At 70.6% G+C, this 15347-nt stretch carries 10 protein-coding genes, 1 other RNA gene and 1 pseudogene; 2 read left to right on the top strand and 10 right to left on the bottom strand.

Annotation, left to right across the window (positions count from 1 at the left end; translation table 11 throughout):
- Window positions 1–123: 123 nt before the first annotated feature.
- The 10 genes from CQ042_RS16250 to ffs form a co-directional block, all read right to left on the bottom strand.
- Window positions 124–1041, bottom strand: a complete 918-nt coding sequence (locus CQ042_RS16250; RefSeq protein ID WP_105671495.1) for a DMT family transporter — start codon at window positions 1039–1041, stop codon at window positions 124–126.
- Window positions 1038–1631 (bottom strand): recombination mediator RecR, encoded by a 594-nt coding sequence (recR, locus tag CQ042_RS16245; protein ID WP_017829084.1) that lies wholly within the window; start codon window positions 1629–1631, stop codon window positions 1038–1040. Before recR ends, CQ042_RS16250 begins: the two co-directional genes overlap by 4 nt.
- A complete protein-coding gene (locus CQ042_RS16240) occupies window positions 1631–3949 on the bottom strand; it encodes a DNA polymerase III subunit gamma and tau (protein ID WP_105671494.1) in 2319 nt (772 codons plus the stop codon). Before CQ042_RS16240 ends, recR begins: the two co-directional genes overlap by 1 nt.
- 51 nt (window positions 3950–4000) lie before the next feature.
- Window positions 4001–6508, bottom strand: a complete 2508-nt coding sequence (locus tag CQ042_RS16235; RefSeq protein ID WP_105671493.1) for a glycoside hydrolase family 65 protein — start codon at window positions 6506–6508, stop codon at window positions 4001–4003.
- Window positions 6505–7263, bottom strand: coding sequence for an HAD-IA family hydrolase (locus CQ042_RS16230; RefSeq protein WP_105671492.1), 759 nt, complete (start codon window positions 7261–7263; stop codon window positions 6505–6507). The genes CQ042_RS16235 and CQ042_RS16230 overlap by 4 nt, the downstream gene beginning before the upstream one ends.
- Window positions 7264–7363: 100 nt before the next feature.
- Window positions 7364–8584, bottom strand: a complete 1221-nt coding sequence (locus tag CQ042_RS16225; RefSeq protein WP_105671491.1) for an acetate/propionate family kinase — start codon at window positions 8582–8584, stop codon at window positions 7364–7366.
- On the bottom strand, window positions 8581–10698 hold the full coding sequence (gene pta, locus CQ042_RS16220; RefSeq protein WP_105671490.1) for a phosphate acetyltransferase: 2118 nt from the start codon (window positions 10696–10698) through the stop codon (window positions 8581–8583). The genes CQ042_RS16225 and pta overlap by 4 nt, the downstream gene beginning before the upstream one ends.
- 62 nt (window positions 10699–10760) lie before the next feature.
- On the bottom strand, window positions 10761–11459 hold the full coding sequence (locus CQ042_RS16215; protein WP_105671489.1) for a hypothetical protein: 699 nt from the start codon (window positions 11457–11459) through the stop codon (window positions 10761–10763).
- Complete coding sequence (locus CQ042_RS16210) at window positions 11456–12067, bottom strand: rhomboid family intramembrane serine protease (protein WP_105671488.1); 612 nt, start codon at window positions 12065–12067, stop codon at window positions 11456–11458. The genes CQ042_RS16215 and CQ042_RS16210 overlap by 4 nt, the downstream gene beginning before the upstream one ends.
- A 65-nt stretch (window positions 12068–12132) precedes the next feature.
- Window positions 12133–12229, bottom strand: an RNA gene (ffs, locus tag CQ042_RS16205) — signal recognition particle sRNA small type.
- 67 nt (window positions 12230–12296) lie between these two features.
- Between ffs and CQ042_RS20835 the strand changes: the two are divergent.
- Window positions 12297–12491: pseudogene (locus CQ042_RS20835) on the top strand (hypothetical protein); the annotation flags it as partial.
- A 580-nt stretch (window positions 12492–13071) separates the two neighbouring features.
- A complete protein-coding gene (locus CQ042_RS20750) occupies window positions 13072–15243 on the top strand; it encodes a hypothetical protein (protein WP_258132285.1) in 2172 nt (723 codons plus the stop codon).
- Window positions 15244–15347: the final 104 nt, after the last annotated feature.

The following is a 15347-nucleotide window of genomic DNA, read 5'->3' as shown; positions in this document are numbered from 1 at the left end:
CGTACTTCCCTCGCGCCACTCCCCTCGCGCCGAGTGCACGGGGAGCTGCCGAGCGCACAGGATGTCCGCGTCGACAAAGCCGTGCACTCGACGGGAAGCCGTGCACTCGGTGAAGAAGAGGGGTCAGAGAGCGGGCGGGAGCGCGGTGGGCGAGACCGGACGGAGGCGGCCTCCGGTGGCGGCGAACCAGCAGCCGACGATGATCAGCGGGAAGCCGAGGAGCAGACCGGGAGTCAGCGGCTCGGCGAGGACGATCGCCCCCAGGATGATCGCGACCACCGGGTTCACGTAGGTGAACAACGGTGCGCGCACGGGGCCGACCTCGCGGATGAGCGCGAAGAACGCCAGGAACGCGACCGCCGTGCAGATCACGGCGAGAGCGAGGAGCGCGGCGATCGACGGCAACGTGGGGACCTCGTGCTGTGTGAGCAGGCCGATCGGGAGGTAGAAGATCCCGATCATCAACAGCGACAGGGTGATCGTGCCGAGGGAGGGGACATCGTTCAGCTTGCGCGCCACGATGAAAGGGGCGATGGCATACAGCACCGCGACCAGCAGCACCTCTCCAGCCGCGAGAAGGCTGACCTCGCCCCCGAAGAGCCCCGGCCCGGCAACCACGATCGCGACGCCGAGGAACCCGATGAGCAGGCCGATCCCCCTGGCGGGGCGGAGCACTCCGCGGTCGCCGCCGCCCAGCGCGATCAGTGCGGCGAACAGCGGAACGGTGGCCACGAGCAGGCCGGTCATGCCGGACGGCAGCGTCATCTCGGCGTGCCCGAGCAGCAGGAACGGCCCCGCCATCTCGACCGCTCCGAAAGCCAGCACCCATGGCCAGTGCTTCAGCGCGGCGCGGAGGGCTCCGCTGCGAATCGCGAACGGCAGCAGCAGCAGCGCGGCGATGAGCGTACGTCCGGCCACGATCGCCGGCGGCGAGAACGACTCCACCGCGACGCTGATGAACAGGTAAGGCACTCCCCACAGCAGCGCCATGGCTCCGAAGAGGAGCCAGCCGCGGCGCGAGAAGCCCGCGTTCGGGGTCACAGGATGCGCCGACCCTCGAAGGCACGACCGAGGGTGACCTCGTCGGCGTACTCCAGGTCGCCGCCGACGGGCAGCCCCGAGGCGAGTCGGGACACCGTGATCTGCATCGTCGTCAGCAGTCGGCTCAGGTAGCTGGCCGTCGCCTCGCCCTCGAGGTTCGGGTTGGTCGCGAGGATGACCTCCTGCACCGTCCCGTCGGCGAGACGCGTCATGAGCTGGGCGATGCGCAGGTCATCCGGCCCTATTCCCGCGATCGGGCTGATCGCGCCGCCGAGCACGTGGTAGAGCCCGCGGAACTCCCTGGTGCGCTCGATAGCCGCGACATCCTTCGCATCCTCGACCACGCAGATCAGTGCCTGGCTGCGCCGCGGGTCACGGCAGATGGCACAGCGCTCCTGCTCGGCGACGTTGCCGCAGATCTCGCAGAAGCGCACGCGGATGCGGATCTCGCTGAGCAGTTCGGCGAGACGCGCGACGTCGAACGTCGGCGTCTGCAGGATGTGGAAAGCGATCCGCTGGGCGGACTTCGGGCCGATGCCGGGGAGCCGACCGAACTCGTCGATCAGCTCCTGAACGATGCCGTCATACATCAGGAGAACCTCGTCGGGGGCTCGTAGGGCTCTTCGCGCAGGAACGTCGCGCCGAGCACCTGGCGGATCACGGCCTCACCGTAGCGCTGCACTCCCCCGGCGACGGGGGTGCGCTCGATGACGACCGGCGGAGCTGCTGCCGCACGCTGCACCTGTGGCGCCTGTGGTGCCTGCTGGACCTGTGGCGCCTGCGGTGCCGCTGGTGCGGGCGGAGCCTGCCGCGACACCGGCGGTTCGTACGACGGATCGTAGGGCGGCGCGTCGTCATACGCCGGAGCCTCGTCGTCGCCGGGGAGCGGCGGCTCATCACGGTCGATGGCGCCGTCGGACGGCGGAACCGGTGCGGATGCCGCGGCCTCGACCTCTTCGGGCTCGTCGTCGACCGGGAGCGGCGACGAGGGTGTCGGCGGAGTGCTCGGCGCCTCGTGCGCAGTGGGGATCGGCGCGACGGCCCACTCGGTCACCGCGGATGCGGATGCGCCACGGACCTGCGGACGAGGGGGGCTCGCTGACGCAGGCTCCGATGCGGGAGCGGCATCGGCGGGTGCCGAGGGGCCGGATGCCGGCTGACGCGGGGCGCCTCCTGCGGGCATCGGCGCGGGAAGGTATTTCACGCGCACGCCGAGCTCGTGCTCGATCGCGGACCGCAGGTGGTCGGACGGGCCGGATCCCGGGGTCGTTCCCTTGAACTTCGCGACATCGTGCTGACTGGTGAATCCGAGCGTCAGCACCTCGGTGTCGGTCACGTAGGCCAGCGGCTGCACGGCGGTGGCCAGCAGCCAGGAGGTGCGGCTGATGCCCTCGAGCCGCGTGAGCACGGCCGGCCAGGCGGCGCGGACACGCTCGAAGGTGACCGGCCCCTGTGGAGTCGCCTGCTCCGGGGACACGGCGCCGGGTGCGGCGATGGCGCTCTCGCCCGTGGCCTGCGCGACGACCGGGTCCGGCTCGCCAGGAGCAGGCTCGGGCGCAGAAGCAGGCTCGGGCGCAGAAGTCGACGCAGGCGCAGGCTCGGGCGCAGAAGTCGGCTCGGGTGCAGGAGTCGGTTCCGCACCCGCCGTCGTCGGGTGCGGCTGCGCCGGGCCGGCGGGCGCGGGTGCCGACACGACCGGAGCGGCGGGGGTGGGCGTCGCCGCCGCCGGACGAGCCGAAGACGCCGTACGCTCGACCGCCGGAGCCGCCGGAGCTGCCGGAGCAGCATCCGTCGCACCCGCGAGGACGCGCGCCACCATGAGCTCGAGATGCAGGCGCGGCGAGGTCGCTCCCGACATGTCGTCGAGCGCCGCGCTCACCACGTCGGCCGTGCGCGAGAGGCGTGCGGAGCCGAACGCATCGGCCTGGGCGCGCATGCGCTCCAGGTCGTCTTCGGCGATTCCGCGCAGCACCGCGGAGGCACCGGCGCCGACTGCGGCGATCACGATGAGGTCGCGCAGCCGCTCGAGCAGGTCGTCGACGAAGCGCCGAGGGTCCTGCCCCGTCTGCACCACGCGGTCGATCGCGGGGAAGGCGGCTGCCGCATCTCCCGCGGCGAGCGCGTCGACGATCTCGTCGAGCAGCGCGGCATGGGTGTAGCCGAGCAGAGAGACGGCGCGCGCGTAGCCGACCGTGACCGTCTCGGAGCCGGCAGGAGCATCGGATCCGGCGATCAGCTGGTCGAGCAGCGAAAGCGTGTCTCGGGGTGAGCCGCCACCGGCGCGGACGACGAGCGGAAGCACACCCTGCTCGACGATCACGCCTTCTTCGGCGCAGAGCTTGGCGACGTACTCGAGCATCGCCGCGGGCGGCACGAGCCGGAACGGGTAGTGATGCGTGCGCGAGCGGATCGTGCCGAGCACCTTCTCGGGCTCGGTGGTCGCGAAGATGAACTTGACGTGCTCCGGCGGCTCTTCGACGAGCTTGAGCAGCGCGTTGAACCCCTGCGGGGTGACCATGTGCGCCTCGTCGAGGATGAAGATCTTGAACCGGTCGCGGCTGGGGGCGAACGTCGCGCGCTCGCGCAGGTCGCGCGCGTCATCCACGCCGTTGTGGCTCGCCGCGTCGATCTCGACGACGTCGAGCGAACCACCGCCGGCGCGCGAGAGCTCGACACAGCTGGGGCAGACGCCGCAGGGCACGTCGGTCGGCCCCTCCGCGCAGTTCAGACAGCGCGCCAGGATGCGCGCGGAGGTGGTCTTGCCGCAGCCGCGAGGCCCGGAGAACAGATACGCGTGGCCGACCCGGTCGCCGCGAAGCGCCGTCATGAGCGGGTCGGTCACCTGGGACTGCCCGATCATCTCGCCGAACGTCTCGGGTCGGTAGCGGCGGTAGAGGGCTGTGGTCACCTCAACAGCCTACGGCGTGCCACGGACGTTCGGCGGGTCGGAGCCGTGTGCTCAATCGATCGTCTCGATCACCGGGATCGTCGTCGTGATCACGGGAACGGATGCCGACATGCGCGTGCCGTCCTCGCGGCGCGCATCGGCGAACTGACGCAGTGTCGGGCGACCGGGGATCAGCGGTCCCTGGTCGGCGAGCCGCACCACGACCTCGTCCTCCACGGTCGCGATGTACGCCGTGTCCCGCACGCTGAACGGCACCGGAGGGCCGCTGCGCACCTGCACCCGCAGCTCGTCCTTCGTCACCGTCACGTGCAGCGTCGATCCCTGCCACTGCAGCGGGAACGAGAGCGACGGCCACGCGGCCGGGAGCCGCGGATCGAAGCTCAGATCCCCCGCATAGTCGCGCATGCCTCCGAAGCCGCACACGAGCGCCGTCCACACGCCGCCCGCCGAGGCGACGTGCACACCGTCGGCCGCGTTGTGGTGCAGGTCGTGCAGGTCGACGAACAACGATTGCTCGAAGTACTTCTGCGCCAGATCCTGATACCCCACCTCGGCGGCGAGGATCGACTGCACGACCGCCGACAGCGTGGAGTCACCCGTGGTCAGCGGGTCGTAGTAGTCGAAGTCGGCCTTCTTCTCCTCCGGCGTGAAGTGATTGCCCTGCAGGAAGAGCGCGAGCACCACGTCGGCCTGCTTGAGAACCTGGAACCGGTAGATCACCAGCGGGTGGAAGTGCAGCAGCAGCGGGCGCTGCTCGGCGGGCGTGTTGGCGAGATCCCAGACCTCGCGCTCGAGGAACAGGGAATCCTGCGGATGGATGCCGAGACCGTCGCTGTACGGGATGTACATGGCCTCGGCGGCGCGCTCCCATGCCTCGGCCTCGCCGGGGCCGAGGCCCGTGCGGTCGACCAGTTTCACGTAGTCGTCGGGGAAGCTCTCCCGGATCTCGCGCACGACCTTCGCCGCGTAGCGGAGGTTGTAGCGGGCCATCACGTTCGTGTACAGGTTGTCGTTCACGACCGTCGTGTACTCGTCCGGACCGGTCACACCGTGGATGTGGAACGTCTCGATCCCATCCCCCGCACCGCTCTCCTCGACGAGGCGCGAGGCGCGCCAGAATCCGAGGGTCGCCCACAGCCGCGCCGTCTCGATCGCGATGTCCGCGCCCTCACGACGCAGGAACTCCTCGTCACCGGTCGCGCGTACGTACTTACCCAGGGCGAAGCTGATGTCCGCGTTGATGTGGTACTGCGCCGTTCCGGCGGCGTAGTACGCGGAGGCCTCTTCGCCGTTGATCGTGCGCCACGGGAAGAGCGCCCCCGCCTCGTTGAGCTGTGCGGCGCGTCGTCGTGCGGCGGGAAGCATCCCGACCCGCGCGCGCAGCGCGTTATAGGCCCACCGCGGCGTCGTGTAGGTGAGGAACGGGAGCACATAGATCTCGGTGTCCCAGAAGTAGTGTCCGCTGTACCCCGATCCGGAGACGCCCTTCGCGGGGACTCCGGCGCCGTCCGCACGCGCCGAGGCCTGGGCGAGCTGGAACAGGCACCAGCGCGTGGCCTGCTGCAGGTCGTCCCGTCCGCCGATCTGCACGTCGCTGCGCTCCCAGAACGCGTCGAGCCACGCACGCTGACGCCGGAACACGGTCTCGACGCCCTCATCGGCCGCGCGGTCGAGCGAGCGCCGGCAGCGGTCGACGAGCTCGCGCGGGGGCACGCCGCGGGACGTGTGATAGCTCACGAGCTTGGTGACCGTGATCGGGACGCCGGCCTTCGCCTGCACCCGGAACACGTTCTTCGCGATGTCGGGTTCGACGAGCGTGCGGGCGTTGTACTCGTTCTCGGTCTCGACCACGTGGTCGGCGACGACCGCGACCGTCATCCCCGAGTCCGCGACGCGGTACGACAGCGCCGAGCGCAGACCGTCCTGCCAGTGCTCGGCGGGCTCCAGCACGCGATCGGCGATCTTCTCGGCCTTGCGTGGATCGAACGCCGCGGCCTTCGTCCCGATCGGGGTGCCGGCGTAGACGCCCGCCCCGTCCTGCCGGTTGAGCAGTTGGCAGCTGATCGTGACCGGGGCGTCGGCGTTCTCCACGACGACCTCGAGCCGCAGGACGGCGAGGTGTCGCTCCTCGAAGCTCACGATGCGCTCGTCGCGCATGCGCACGCGCTTGCCGGACGGCGTCTCCCACACCACGTGGCGCTCGAGGACGCCGGTGCGCAGATCGAGCGTGCGCCGGTACTCCCGTACGTCGGCGTCGTCGAGCGAGATCGGCTCATCGTCGACGTAGACGCGCATCACCTTGGCGTCGGGGGCGTTGACGATGGTCTGCCCCACCTCCGCGAAGCCGTAGGCCTGCTCGGCGTGCCGGATCGGCCAGGTCTCGTGCAGCCCGTTGATGAAGGTGCCGTGCTCCTGAGCACCCCGGCCCTCGATGTGGTTGCCGCGCAGACCGAGGTAGCCGTTGCCGACGGAGAACAGCGTCTCGCCGACGCCCTCCTCCGAGTAATGGGTGTCGATCAGACGCCACGGGTCGACGGGATAGCGGTCGCGGTCGATCATGCGGACTCCGTGATGTCGGTGCGGGATGCGGGAACGAAGACGGCGAGGTCGTCGACGACGACGGTCGCGCCGGCGGCACGCAGGGCATCGGCGCCCGCACCGCGGTCGACGCCGACCACGGTCGCGAAGCCGGCTGCGGCGGCGGATGCGGCGCCGGAGGTGGCGTCCTCGACGGCGACGGCACGTGCCGGGTCGACCCCGAGCGCTGCAGCACCGGCGGCGAACATGTCGGCGGCCGGCTTGGACGCGAGCCCGTCACGCTCGGCCACGACGCCGTCGACCACGATCCGGAAGAAGGAGCGGATGCCGGCGGCCCCCAGGACCTCCTCGGCGTTCTTGGAGCTCGACACCACGCCGAGCGGGATACCGCTGGCATGCAGGCTCTCGACGAGAGCGAGCGAGCCGGGGTACGGCGCGATCCCCTGGCCACGCAGCGAGGCCGCGAACGCGGCGTTCTTGCGGTTGCCGATGCCGCAGATCGTCTCGGCCGACGGGTCGTCGTCGACCTCGCCCCAGGGCACCTCGACGTTGCGACTGTGCAGCAGGCTGGCGACGCCGTCATAGCGCTTCTTGCCGTCGACGTAGTCGTAGTAGTCGGCGTCGGTGTAGGGCGGTGTGATGCCCCATCGGGCGAACACGTCGTCGAACACGGCCTGCCAGGCGCGCATGTGCACCTCGGCGGTGGGTGTGAGCACGCCGTCGAGGTCGAAGAGCACGCCGTCGGCGTGGAACAGGTCGGGCAGTGCTTCTGGCACAGAGCCTCCAGGAGAAGGGCGATCGTCGGGCCGGCACCTCTCCGTGCCACTGTGCAAGCGTAATGCGGTGGCGCACCACGGGGTAACCCCCGCGAGAGGATCAGAGCAGTTCGGCGGTCTGCCTGGCGATCTGCAGCTCCTCGTCGGTCGGCACGACGAGCACCGTCACCGGCGAGACGTCCGTGGAGATGCGGCGGATACCGCGCTCGCGAGCCTCGTTGCGCGCCGGATCGATCTCCACACCCGCGAAGCCGAGCGTCGCCATCGCGGCCGCGCGCACCGGCGCCGCATTCTCGCCGACGCCTGCCGTGAAGGAGATGACGTCCACTCCCCCGAGCTGCGCGATATAGGCACCGGCATAGGCGCGCAGGCGGTGCACGTACACGTCGAACGCGAGCATCGCGGCGTCCTCGCCCGCGTCGACTCCCGCGAGGATGTCGCGCATGTCGCTGCGACCGGCGAGCCCGGCCAGTCCGCTGCGGGTGTTGAGCAGGGAGTCGAGGTCGTCGATCGAGAGCCCTGCACGGCGCGACAGATGCACGAGCGCCGCGGGGTCGATGTCACCGGAGCGTGTGCCCATCACCAGGCCTTCGAGCGGTGTGAGACCCATCGAGGTCTCCACCGAGCGGCCGCCGTCGATCGCGGTCACGGAGGCTCCGTTGCCCAGGTGGAACACGAGCTGCCTGAGCCCGCCGAGATCACGGCCGAGGAACGCCGCGGCCGCCTCACTCACGTACTGGTGACTCGTGCCGTGGAAGCCGTAGCGGCGAACCCGGTGCTCCGCGGCGAGCGCGGCGTCGATCGCATAGGTGTACGCGGCTGGCGGGAGCGTCTGGTGGAAGGCGGTGTCGAAGACCGCGACGTGCGGCACATCGTCGAACACGCCCCGCGCGGCGAGGATGCCGGCGAGGTTCGCGGGGTTGTGGAGGGGAGCGAGCACCGCGAGCTCGTCGATCTGCCGCTCCACGTCGGCGTCGATCAGGGTCGGAGCGTAGAAGCGCGCGCCGCCGTGGACCACGCGATGGCCGACGGCGGCCGGAGGGTGCTCCTCGAGCGAGGGGCCATGCGCGGCGAACTGCTCCCGCATCACCTCGAAGGCGGCGGCGTGATCGGCGATCGGACGTTCACCGCGGTACGTCGCGTCGAGCATCGTCGGCACGGCGTCCGCATCGATGTCGGGGCGGACGGTGTGCGTGACGGGGCTGACGTCCTGTCCGATGCGCTCGATCAGCCCGCTCGCCAGCAGGTGCTCCTGCTCGATGTCGATCAGGCTGTACTTCAGCGATGACGACCCGCTGTTGATGACCAGGATGGCGCTCATGCCTGCTCTCCCTGGGCCTGGATCGCCGTGATCGCGACCGTGTTGACGATGTCGTCGACGAGAGCGCCGCGGGACAGGTCGTTGATGGGCTTGTTGAGTCCCTGCAGCACGGGTCCGATGGCGACGGCGCCTGCCGAGCGCTGCACGGCCTTGTAGGTGTTGTTGCCCGTGTTGAGGTCGGGGAACACGAAGACGGTCGCCCGCCCTGCCACGGCCGAGTCCGGCAGCTTGGCCTTGGCGACGGCGGCATCCGCCGCCGCGTCGTACTGGATCGGTCCCTCGACCGGGAGCTGCGGAGCCCGCTCGCGCACGAGGGCGGTCGCCGCACGCACCTTGTCGACGTCGGCGCCGGTTCCGGACTCGCCCGTCGAGTACGAGAGCATGGCCACGCGTGGGTCGATGCCGAACTGGCGGGCGGTCTCCGCCGAGGAGATCGCGATGTCGGCGAGCTGCTCGCTCGTCGGATCGGGGATCACCGCGCAGTCGCCGTACACGAGCACGCGGTCGGCGAGCGCCATCAGGAACACGCTGGAGACCACGTTCACGCCCGGCTTGGTCTTGATGATCTCGAACGACGGGCGGATGGTGTGCGCGGTCGTGTGCGTGGCGCCGGAGACCATGCCGTCGGCGAGACCGAGATGCACCATCATCGTGCCGAAGTACGACACGTCGGTCACGGTGTCGGCGGCCTGCGCGAGCGTGATGCCCTTGTGTGCCCGCAGCCGCGCATACTCGGCGGCGAAGCGCTCCACCAGCGCGGGATCGGTCGGGCTGAGCACCTGGGCGACGGTGATGTCGACGCCGATCTCGGCCGCGCGCGCCCGGATCGACGCCTCGTCACCGAGGATCGTCAGGTCGGCCACCTCGCGGGCGAGCAGAGTGCTCGCGGCACGGAGGATGCGATCGTCGTCGCTCTCCGGAAGGACGATGCGGCGGCGGTCGGCGCGCGCCCGCTCGATGAGTCCATACTGGAACATGAGCGGGGTCACGACGTGCGCCTCGGCGAGCCCGAGCTGCTCGGTGAGCTCGGTGATGTCGACATGGGCTTGGAAGAGTCCCAGCGCACGGTCGTACCGCGTCCGGGAATCCGGAGAGATGCGGCCGCGGGTGCTCATCACGCGGACAGCCGTGTCGTAGGTGCCGAGGTCGGTCGTGATGATCGGCACCGACGAGGCGAACCCGTCGAGCAGCTGCACGATCGGCTCCGGCAGCGGGAACGGGCCGTTCAGGATGATGCCCGCGATGCGCGGGAAGGTTCCGGACGAATCGGCCAGCAGCGCGGCCAGCAGCACCTCGGTGCGGTCGGCGGGGATCACCACGACCGCCTCCTCGGTGAGTCGCGGCAGCACGTTCACCATCGACATGCCGGCGACGACGATCGTCAGCGCCTCCCTCGTCAGGCGATCGTCGTCGCCCTTGAGGAGTGTGCCGTCGACGGCGGCGAGGATGCCGCGGATCGACGGCGCGACCAGTGCGCGGTCCTCCGGGATCGCCCACACCGGGGTGGTCTCCGCGGGGAGTGCACCGTGCACGGCCTCGATGATGGCGTCGAGCGCCTCCGGGTCGGCCCTGTTCACGGCGACCGCGAACAGCTCTGCCCGCTCCTGCGCCAGCTCGGAGAGGGCGAGTGCCGCGATCTGCGCGATCGCGGCGGCGGGGCGCGCCGTCGTGGTGCCCAGCTGCTCGACCTGCCGCTGCTGGTCGCGGCCGCTCAGCACGAGCAGCACAGGGGCGGCGAGGTTGGCGGCGATCCTGGCGTTGTATCCGAGCTCAGCGGGGCTCGCGACATCGGTGTAGTCGCTGCCGATGATGACGACCGAGTCGCACTGCGCCTCGACCGCCTTGAACCGCGCGACGATCGTCGACAGCGCGGCCTCGGGGTCGGCGCGCACGTCGTCGTAGGTGACGCCGATGCAGTCCTCGTAGTCGAGGTGCACGCCGTCGTGCGCGAGCATCAGCTCGAGGATCTCGTCGCGCTCCGTGACCGACCGGGCGATCGGACGGAACACCCCCACCCGCGGCGACACGCGCATCAGGGCGTCGAGCGCCCCGAGGGCGATCGTCGACTTGCCGGTATGGCCTTCGGCCGAGGTGATGTAGATGCTCTGCGCCACGTCTTCAGCTTAGGCGCGGCGTCCGGGAACCCACCGAGGATGTCCCGGACAAATGCGGAGCATCATCCGCACGGCCCGGAGAGCGCATCGACGACTGCCGTGGCATCGGCCTGGAACCGTGAGTAGTAGTCGCGATCGGTGTTGATCTGCACACGGTGGATCGCGTGCGAGGGTTCCATCGTCGGCCAGTCGGGGAGGCGTGCCAGCCGCTCGAAGAACAGCGTCGTCGATGTCGCCGGGTCCATCCGCTGCTCGACGCTCCCCCACCACTCCTGTTGCTGGAACAGTCCGATGCTCGTCGTGCGCGACCCATCGGGGTTGGTGAATCCGCTCGTCTCCCAGTCGCCGTAGTCGATGTTGCGGAGGCTGCTCTCCCCCATCGCCGTCATCACACCGAGGATCTGCCCCTCACGGGCGAAGCCGAGCGCTCCGGCGGTGCGGACGATCGTCGCGGCGTTCTCGAGCTGCTCGCCGCTCCATCCCTCGATCCCCGCCGGAGGGAACGTCTGGGGATCGTCGATGCAGATCGGCGCCGGATCGCGGGCGAGCCCCAGCGGGATGAGCACGAACAGGCAGGTGGCGACCGCGACGGCGCCGGCGGACAGGAGGATGCGCTGCAGGATCTTCCGGCGCCGCAGCCGGATCGCTGCCTGCCGTCGCGCGCCGGGCTTCCGACGTCGCCGCGTGCTCTTCCGCCTCGCAGCAGGGCGCGCGGTCGCCGGCTTGCGCTTCGCCCGCGAAGTCGCCCGCCCGGCTCTCATGGCGCCAGAGCCCCGCGATCCGCTCGAGGACGCCGGCCGAGGAGTGCGGCGGCGCCGCCGCCGATGGCGCCGAACAGGTGTCCCTGCCAGGAGATGCCCTCGGCGGCACCGAAGACGCCGGCCAGCATCGAGCCCCCGTAGAGCGCGATGACGACGACCGCGATCACGGCGTACAGGATGCGGTGGGCGACGCGTCCCGGTGCGAAGACCCGCATCACGACGTAGCCGAAGTAGCCGAAGACGAGCCCGGAGGCGCCGACGGTGAGGGTTCCCGGGGCGTTCACGATCCAGGTGCCGATGCCGCCGACGATCGCGACGACAGCGGTGACTGTCCAGAATCTTCGGGTGCCCTCGACGGCGACGAGGCAGCCCAGCACGAGGAACGGCACCGAGTTCGCGATGAGGTGCTGCCAGTTCGCATGCAGGAGCGGACCGAGCACGATGCCGCCGAGTCCCGAGACGTCCCACGACCGCAGCCCGAAACCGGTGAAGGAGCCGGGGAGGACGGCATCGGCGAACTGCACGACCCACATCGCGACGAGCAGCAGCACCGGCGAGGCGAATCGGCCGAGCGGATGCTGCGCCTGCGGCGGCGGGGAGACGGTCACCGGACGATTGTCGCAGGTGCAGCCACGAGGGGCCTGTGCGTCGGGGCGGAATCCGCGAGGGCAAAGAAAATGACTCTCCGCGCACCCAGCAGAGCCCGGTTACCCTTGCTGCGTTTCCGCCCTGGGGGAATTGGCCTGGATGCCGCCACGCGGAGAGCCGTCAACCATTCTAGCCCGACGTCGACGGGTGCGAAGACACCGCCCTCCGGTTTGACAGACTGGGCAGGTCATGGATGCCCCCACCCTTCCGCTCTCGTCGTGGCGGTTCCGAGGCACCCTGCGCACGTATCAGGCCGAGGTGCTGGAGCGCATCGGTGCCGGCGCCGACGAGAAGATGCACATCGTCGCGCCACCAGGCTCCGGGAAGACGCTGCTCGGGCTGCTGCTCGCCGCACGCGAAGGCCATCGCACCCTGGTGCTGGCGCCGACGGTCACCATCCGGCAGCAATGGCTGCGCGCTGCCGAGGGCCTGGCTCCCGACGGGGCAGCGGTCTCGGAGGACCCGCACGCCCTCGGAGACCTCACCGTGCTCACCTATCAGCTCCTCAGCGTGACCGGCGACGGCGCGCCCTTCGAGGAGCTGGCCCGGCGCCGATGGGTCGCGGAGCTCACCGAAACCGGGCGCTCGGAAGCGGATGCCGCGACCTGGCTCGCCGTGCTCGAGGTCGACAATCCCGGCCGGTATCGGGCCGGGATCCGACGTCGCGTGCGCCGTGTGCGCCGCCGGTTCGCGCAGCAGCGCCCGGAGGAGCTCGCCGGGGTCCTGCATCCGAACGCGATCGCGCTCATCGATGCGATCGTCGACGCCGGGGTCCGCACGATCGTCCTCGACGAATGCCACCACCTGCTCGATCACTGGGCCCTGGTGGTGGCGTATCTGTCGGCTCGCATCCGGGCCACGGGAGAGTCGCCGATCGTGATCGGACTCACGGCGACGCTGCCCTCCGGAAGACGAGACCGAGTTCGAGAACTACTCGCAGCTGCTCGGCGACGTGGACTACGAGGTGCCCGCGCCCGCGGTCGTGAAGGAGGGGCATCTCGCGCCCTACCGCGACCAGGTCTGGTTCTCGGAGCCCGATCCCGCGGAAGCGGCGTTCATCCGGCGACACGAGTCGCTGTTGGAGGATCTCGTGCTGCGGGTGCTGTCCTCGCCGGATGGCCTCAGGTATCTGGAGGAGCAGCTGCAGCCCGAGGAGACGGCGGCCGACGCGCCTCCCCGCAGCCCGGAGCCCGACCCGGAGCCCGACCCGGAATTCGCGCGACGGGCGCGACTCGAACGTGCGCTGTCCGTCGACTTCGCGCTGACCCGCTCCGCCGGTGTGGTGCTCACGGCCGTCGCGCCCGCGCATCCGCTCGCCTCCCTGCTGCCGTCGACGCTGTTCGGGCGCTGCACGACCGACGACCTGCTCACCGTCCTCACCCGCTTCGCGCAGACACGCCTGTTCACGGACCCCGCCGCTCGGGGACAGTGGGAGTACGTGCGGCGAGCGCTCGCGGACTTCGGGTACCACCTCACCGACCGTGGCCTGCGGCGCGGGCGCAACCCGGTCGAGACCACCCTGACGTACTCGGCATCGAAGGATCGGGCGGCGATCGCCATCCTGCACCGTGAGCTGGAAGGCGACGCCGCCGCGCAGGTGCGAGCCGTGATCGTCACCGACTTCATCGAGCACGGCAACCACCGCGGCCTGGCAGGCGAGCCCGCCGGCGCCCTGCGTGTCTTCGAACTCCTCGCCGCCGACGAGGTCACCCGGGAGCTGCATCCGATCCTCCTCACCGCTCGGCACCTGCGGGTGCGCGCCGAGGATGCCCCCGCCCTCGCCGCACGCCTCCAGTCCCTGCTCGCGACAGACGTCACGGTCGTCGAGGCTCCGGGCGCCACCCGCGACCTCCAGGTGGCCGAAGCGGGTCGCAGCGGGCTGGTCGCGGCCGTCTCCGAGCTGATCCGGCTGGGCGTCGTGCGTGCGCTCGTGGGCACCAGAGGCCTGCTCGGCGAGGGGTGGGACTGCCCCTCGGTGAACACCCTCATCGACCTCACGGCGGTCGCGACCAGCACGGGCACCCAGCAGCTGCGCGGACGCACGCTGCGCCTCGATCCGGCGTGGCCCGGCAAGGTCGCCCACAACTGGTCGGTCGCCTGCCTCATCCCCTCCGGCGTCGAACTCGACAGCGACGTCGAGACGAAGCGCCTGCGGCGCCGACACGGACATCTCTGGGGTCTCAGCGCCGATGACGACACCCGGGTCGTCTCCGGACTCGAGCATGCGCTGCCCTCCGCCGCACTCACCGCGCTCGAGTCCGTCCTCGACAAGGTCGACGGCGCCACGGTCGCCCGGATCAACGACGAGACACTCCTCCATGCACGCACCAGGGCGCAGACCAGGATCGACTGGCGTATCGGTGAGCCGTGGGGGTCGCAGGAGCGCGAAGTGGTGTCGATCCGCACCGCCCCCGAGGCGCGGATGCTGCGGACCGGACCCGTCCTCGGCGCTGCCGTGCCCATGACCTTCGGGTTCAGCGCCGCCGGTATCGCCGCGGGGATGGTGGCGCTGGGCGCCGTCGGTGCCTTGTCCCTTCCGGTCGGTGCCGGGATCGGGGTCGCCGCGCTGGGTGCCACGCTCTCGACAGCGGTCCTGTACGGCTCGAGCGTGCTGCGGGCTCTGCGCAGACTCCGTGACCCCGCGTCCCTGTATGAGGGCGCCGCGGTCGCCGTCGCCCGGGGCCTGCACGACGCCGGACGCATCCGCGCGCTCGACTCCGCCGCCATCCAGGTGCGCAGTCACGGGGACGAGGAGTTCTGGATCGAGGTGGCGGGCACAGCCCCCGAGCGGCGTCTGATCGCGGACGCCGTGAAAGAGCTCTTCTCCTCCGCGGAGAGCCCCCGGTTCCTGCTCCGCGTCGACCAGGGGGTGTTCGACGGTTCGGGCCCCGTGCGCGACCGCATCCGCTCACTCGTCGATCGGGCGGTCCCCGGCCGTCGACTGCTTCCGGTCCCGAGGGCTCTCTCCCGCCGCCGGGCCGATGCCGAGGGATTCGCCGCGCGATGGCGGGAGGCGGTCGGCCACTGCGAGCTGCACGAGCTCCAGGGAACCAAGGGCCTCGCCCTGCTCCGGATCGCCCGGAGCACGCCGAGTCTGCTGGAGCACTCGGAGCCACGACGGAGGGTCTGGGGCTGAGCGTCCGCACCCCGCAGCCTCAGGGGAATCTGCCAGAGCGGCGCCCCCTTCGCAGGGTTACGATCAAGTAACGCGCACCGCAGCGCCGACTCGAGAGGGAACGC

The organism is Microbacterium sp. MYb62 (genome assembly GCF_002979475.1).
GTDB lineage: Bacteria > Actinomycetota > Actinomycetes > Actinomycetales > Microbacteriaceae > Microbacterium.
This window is presented reverse-complemented; position numbering and strand designations above follow the sequence as displayed.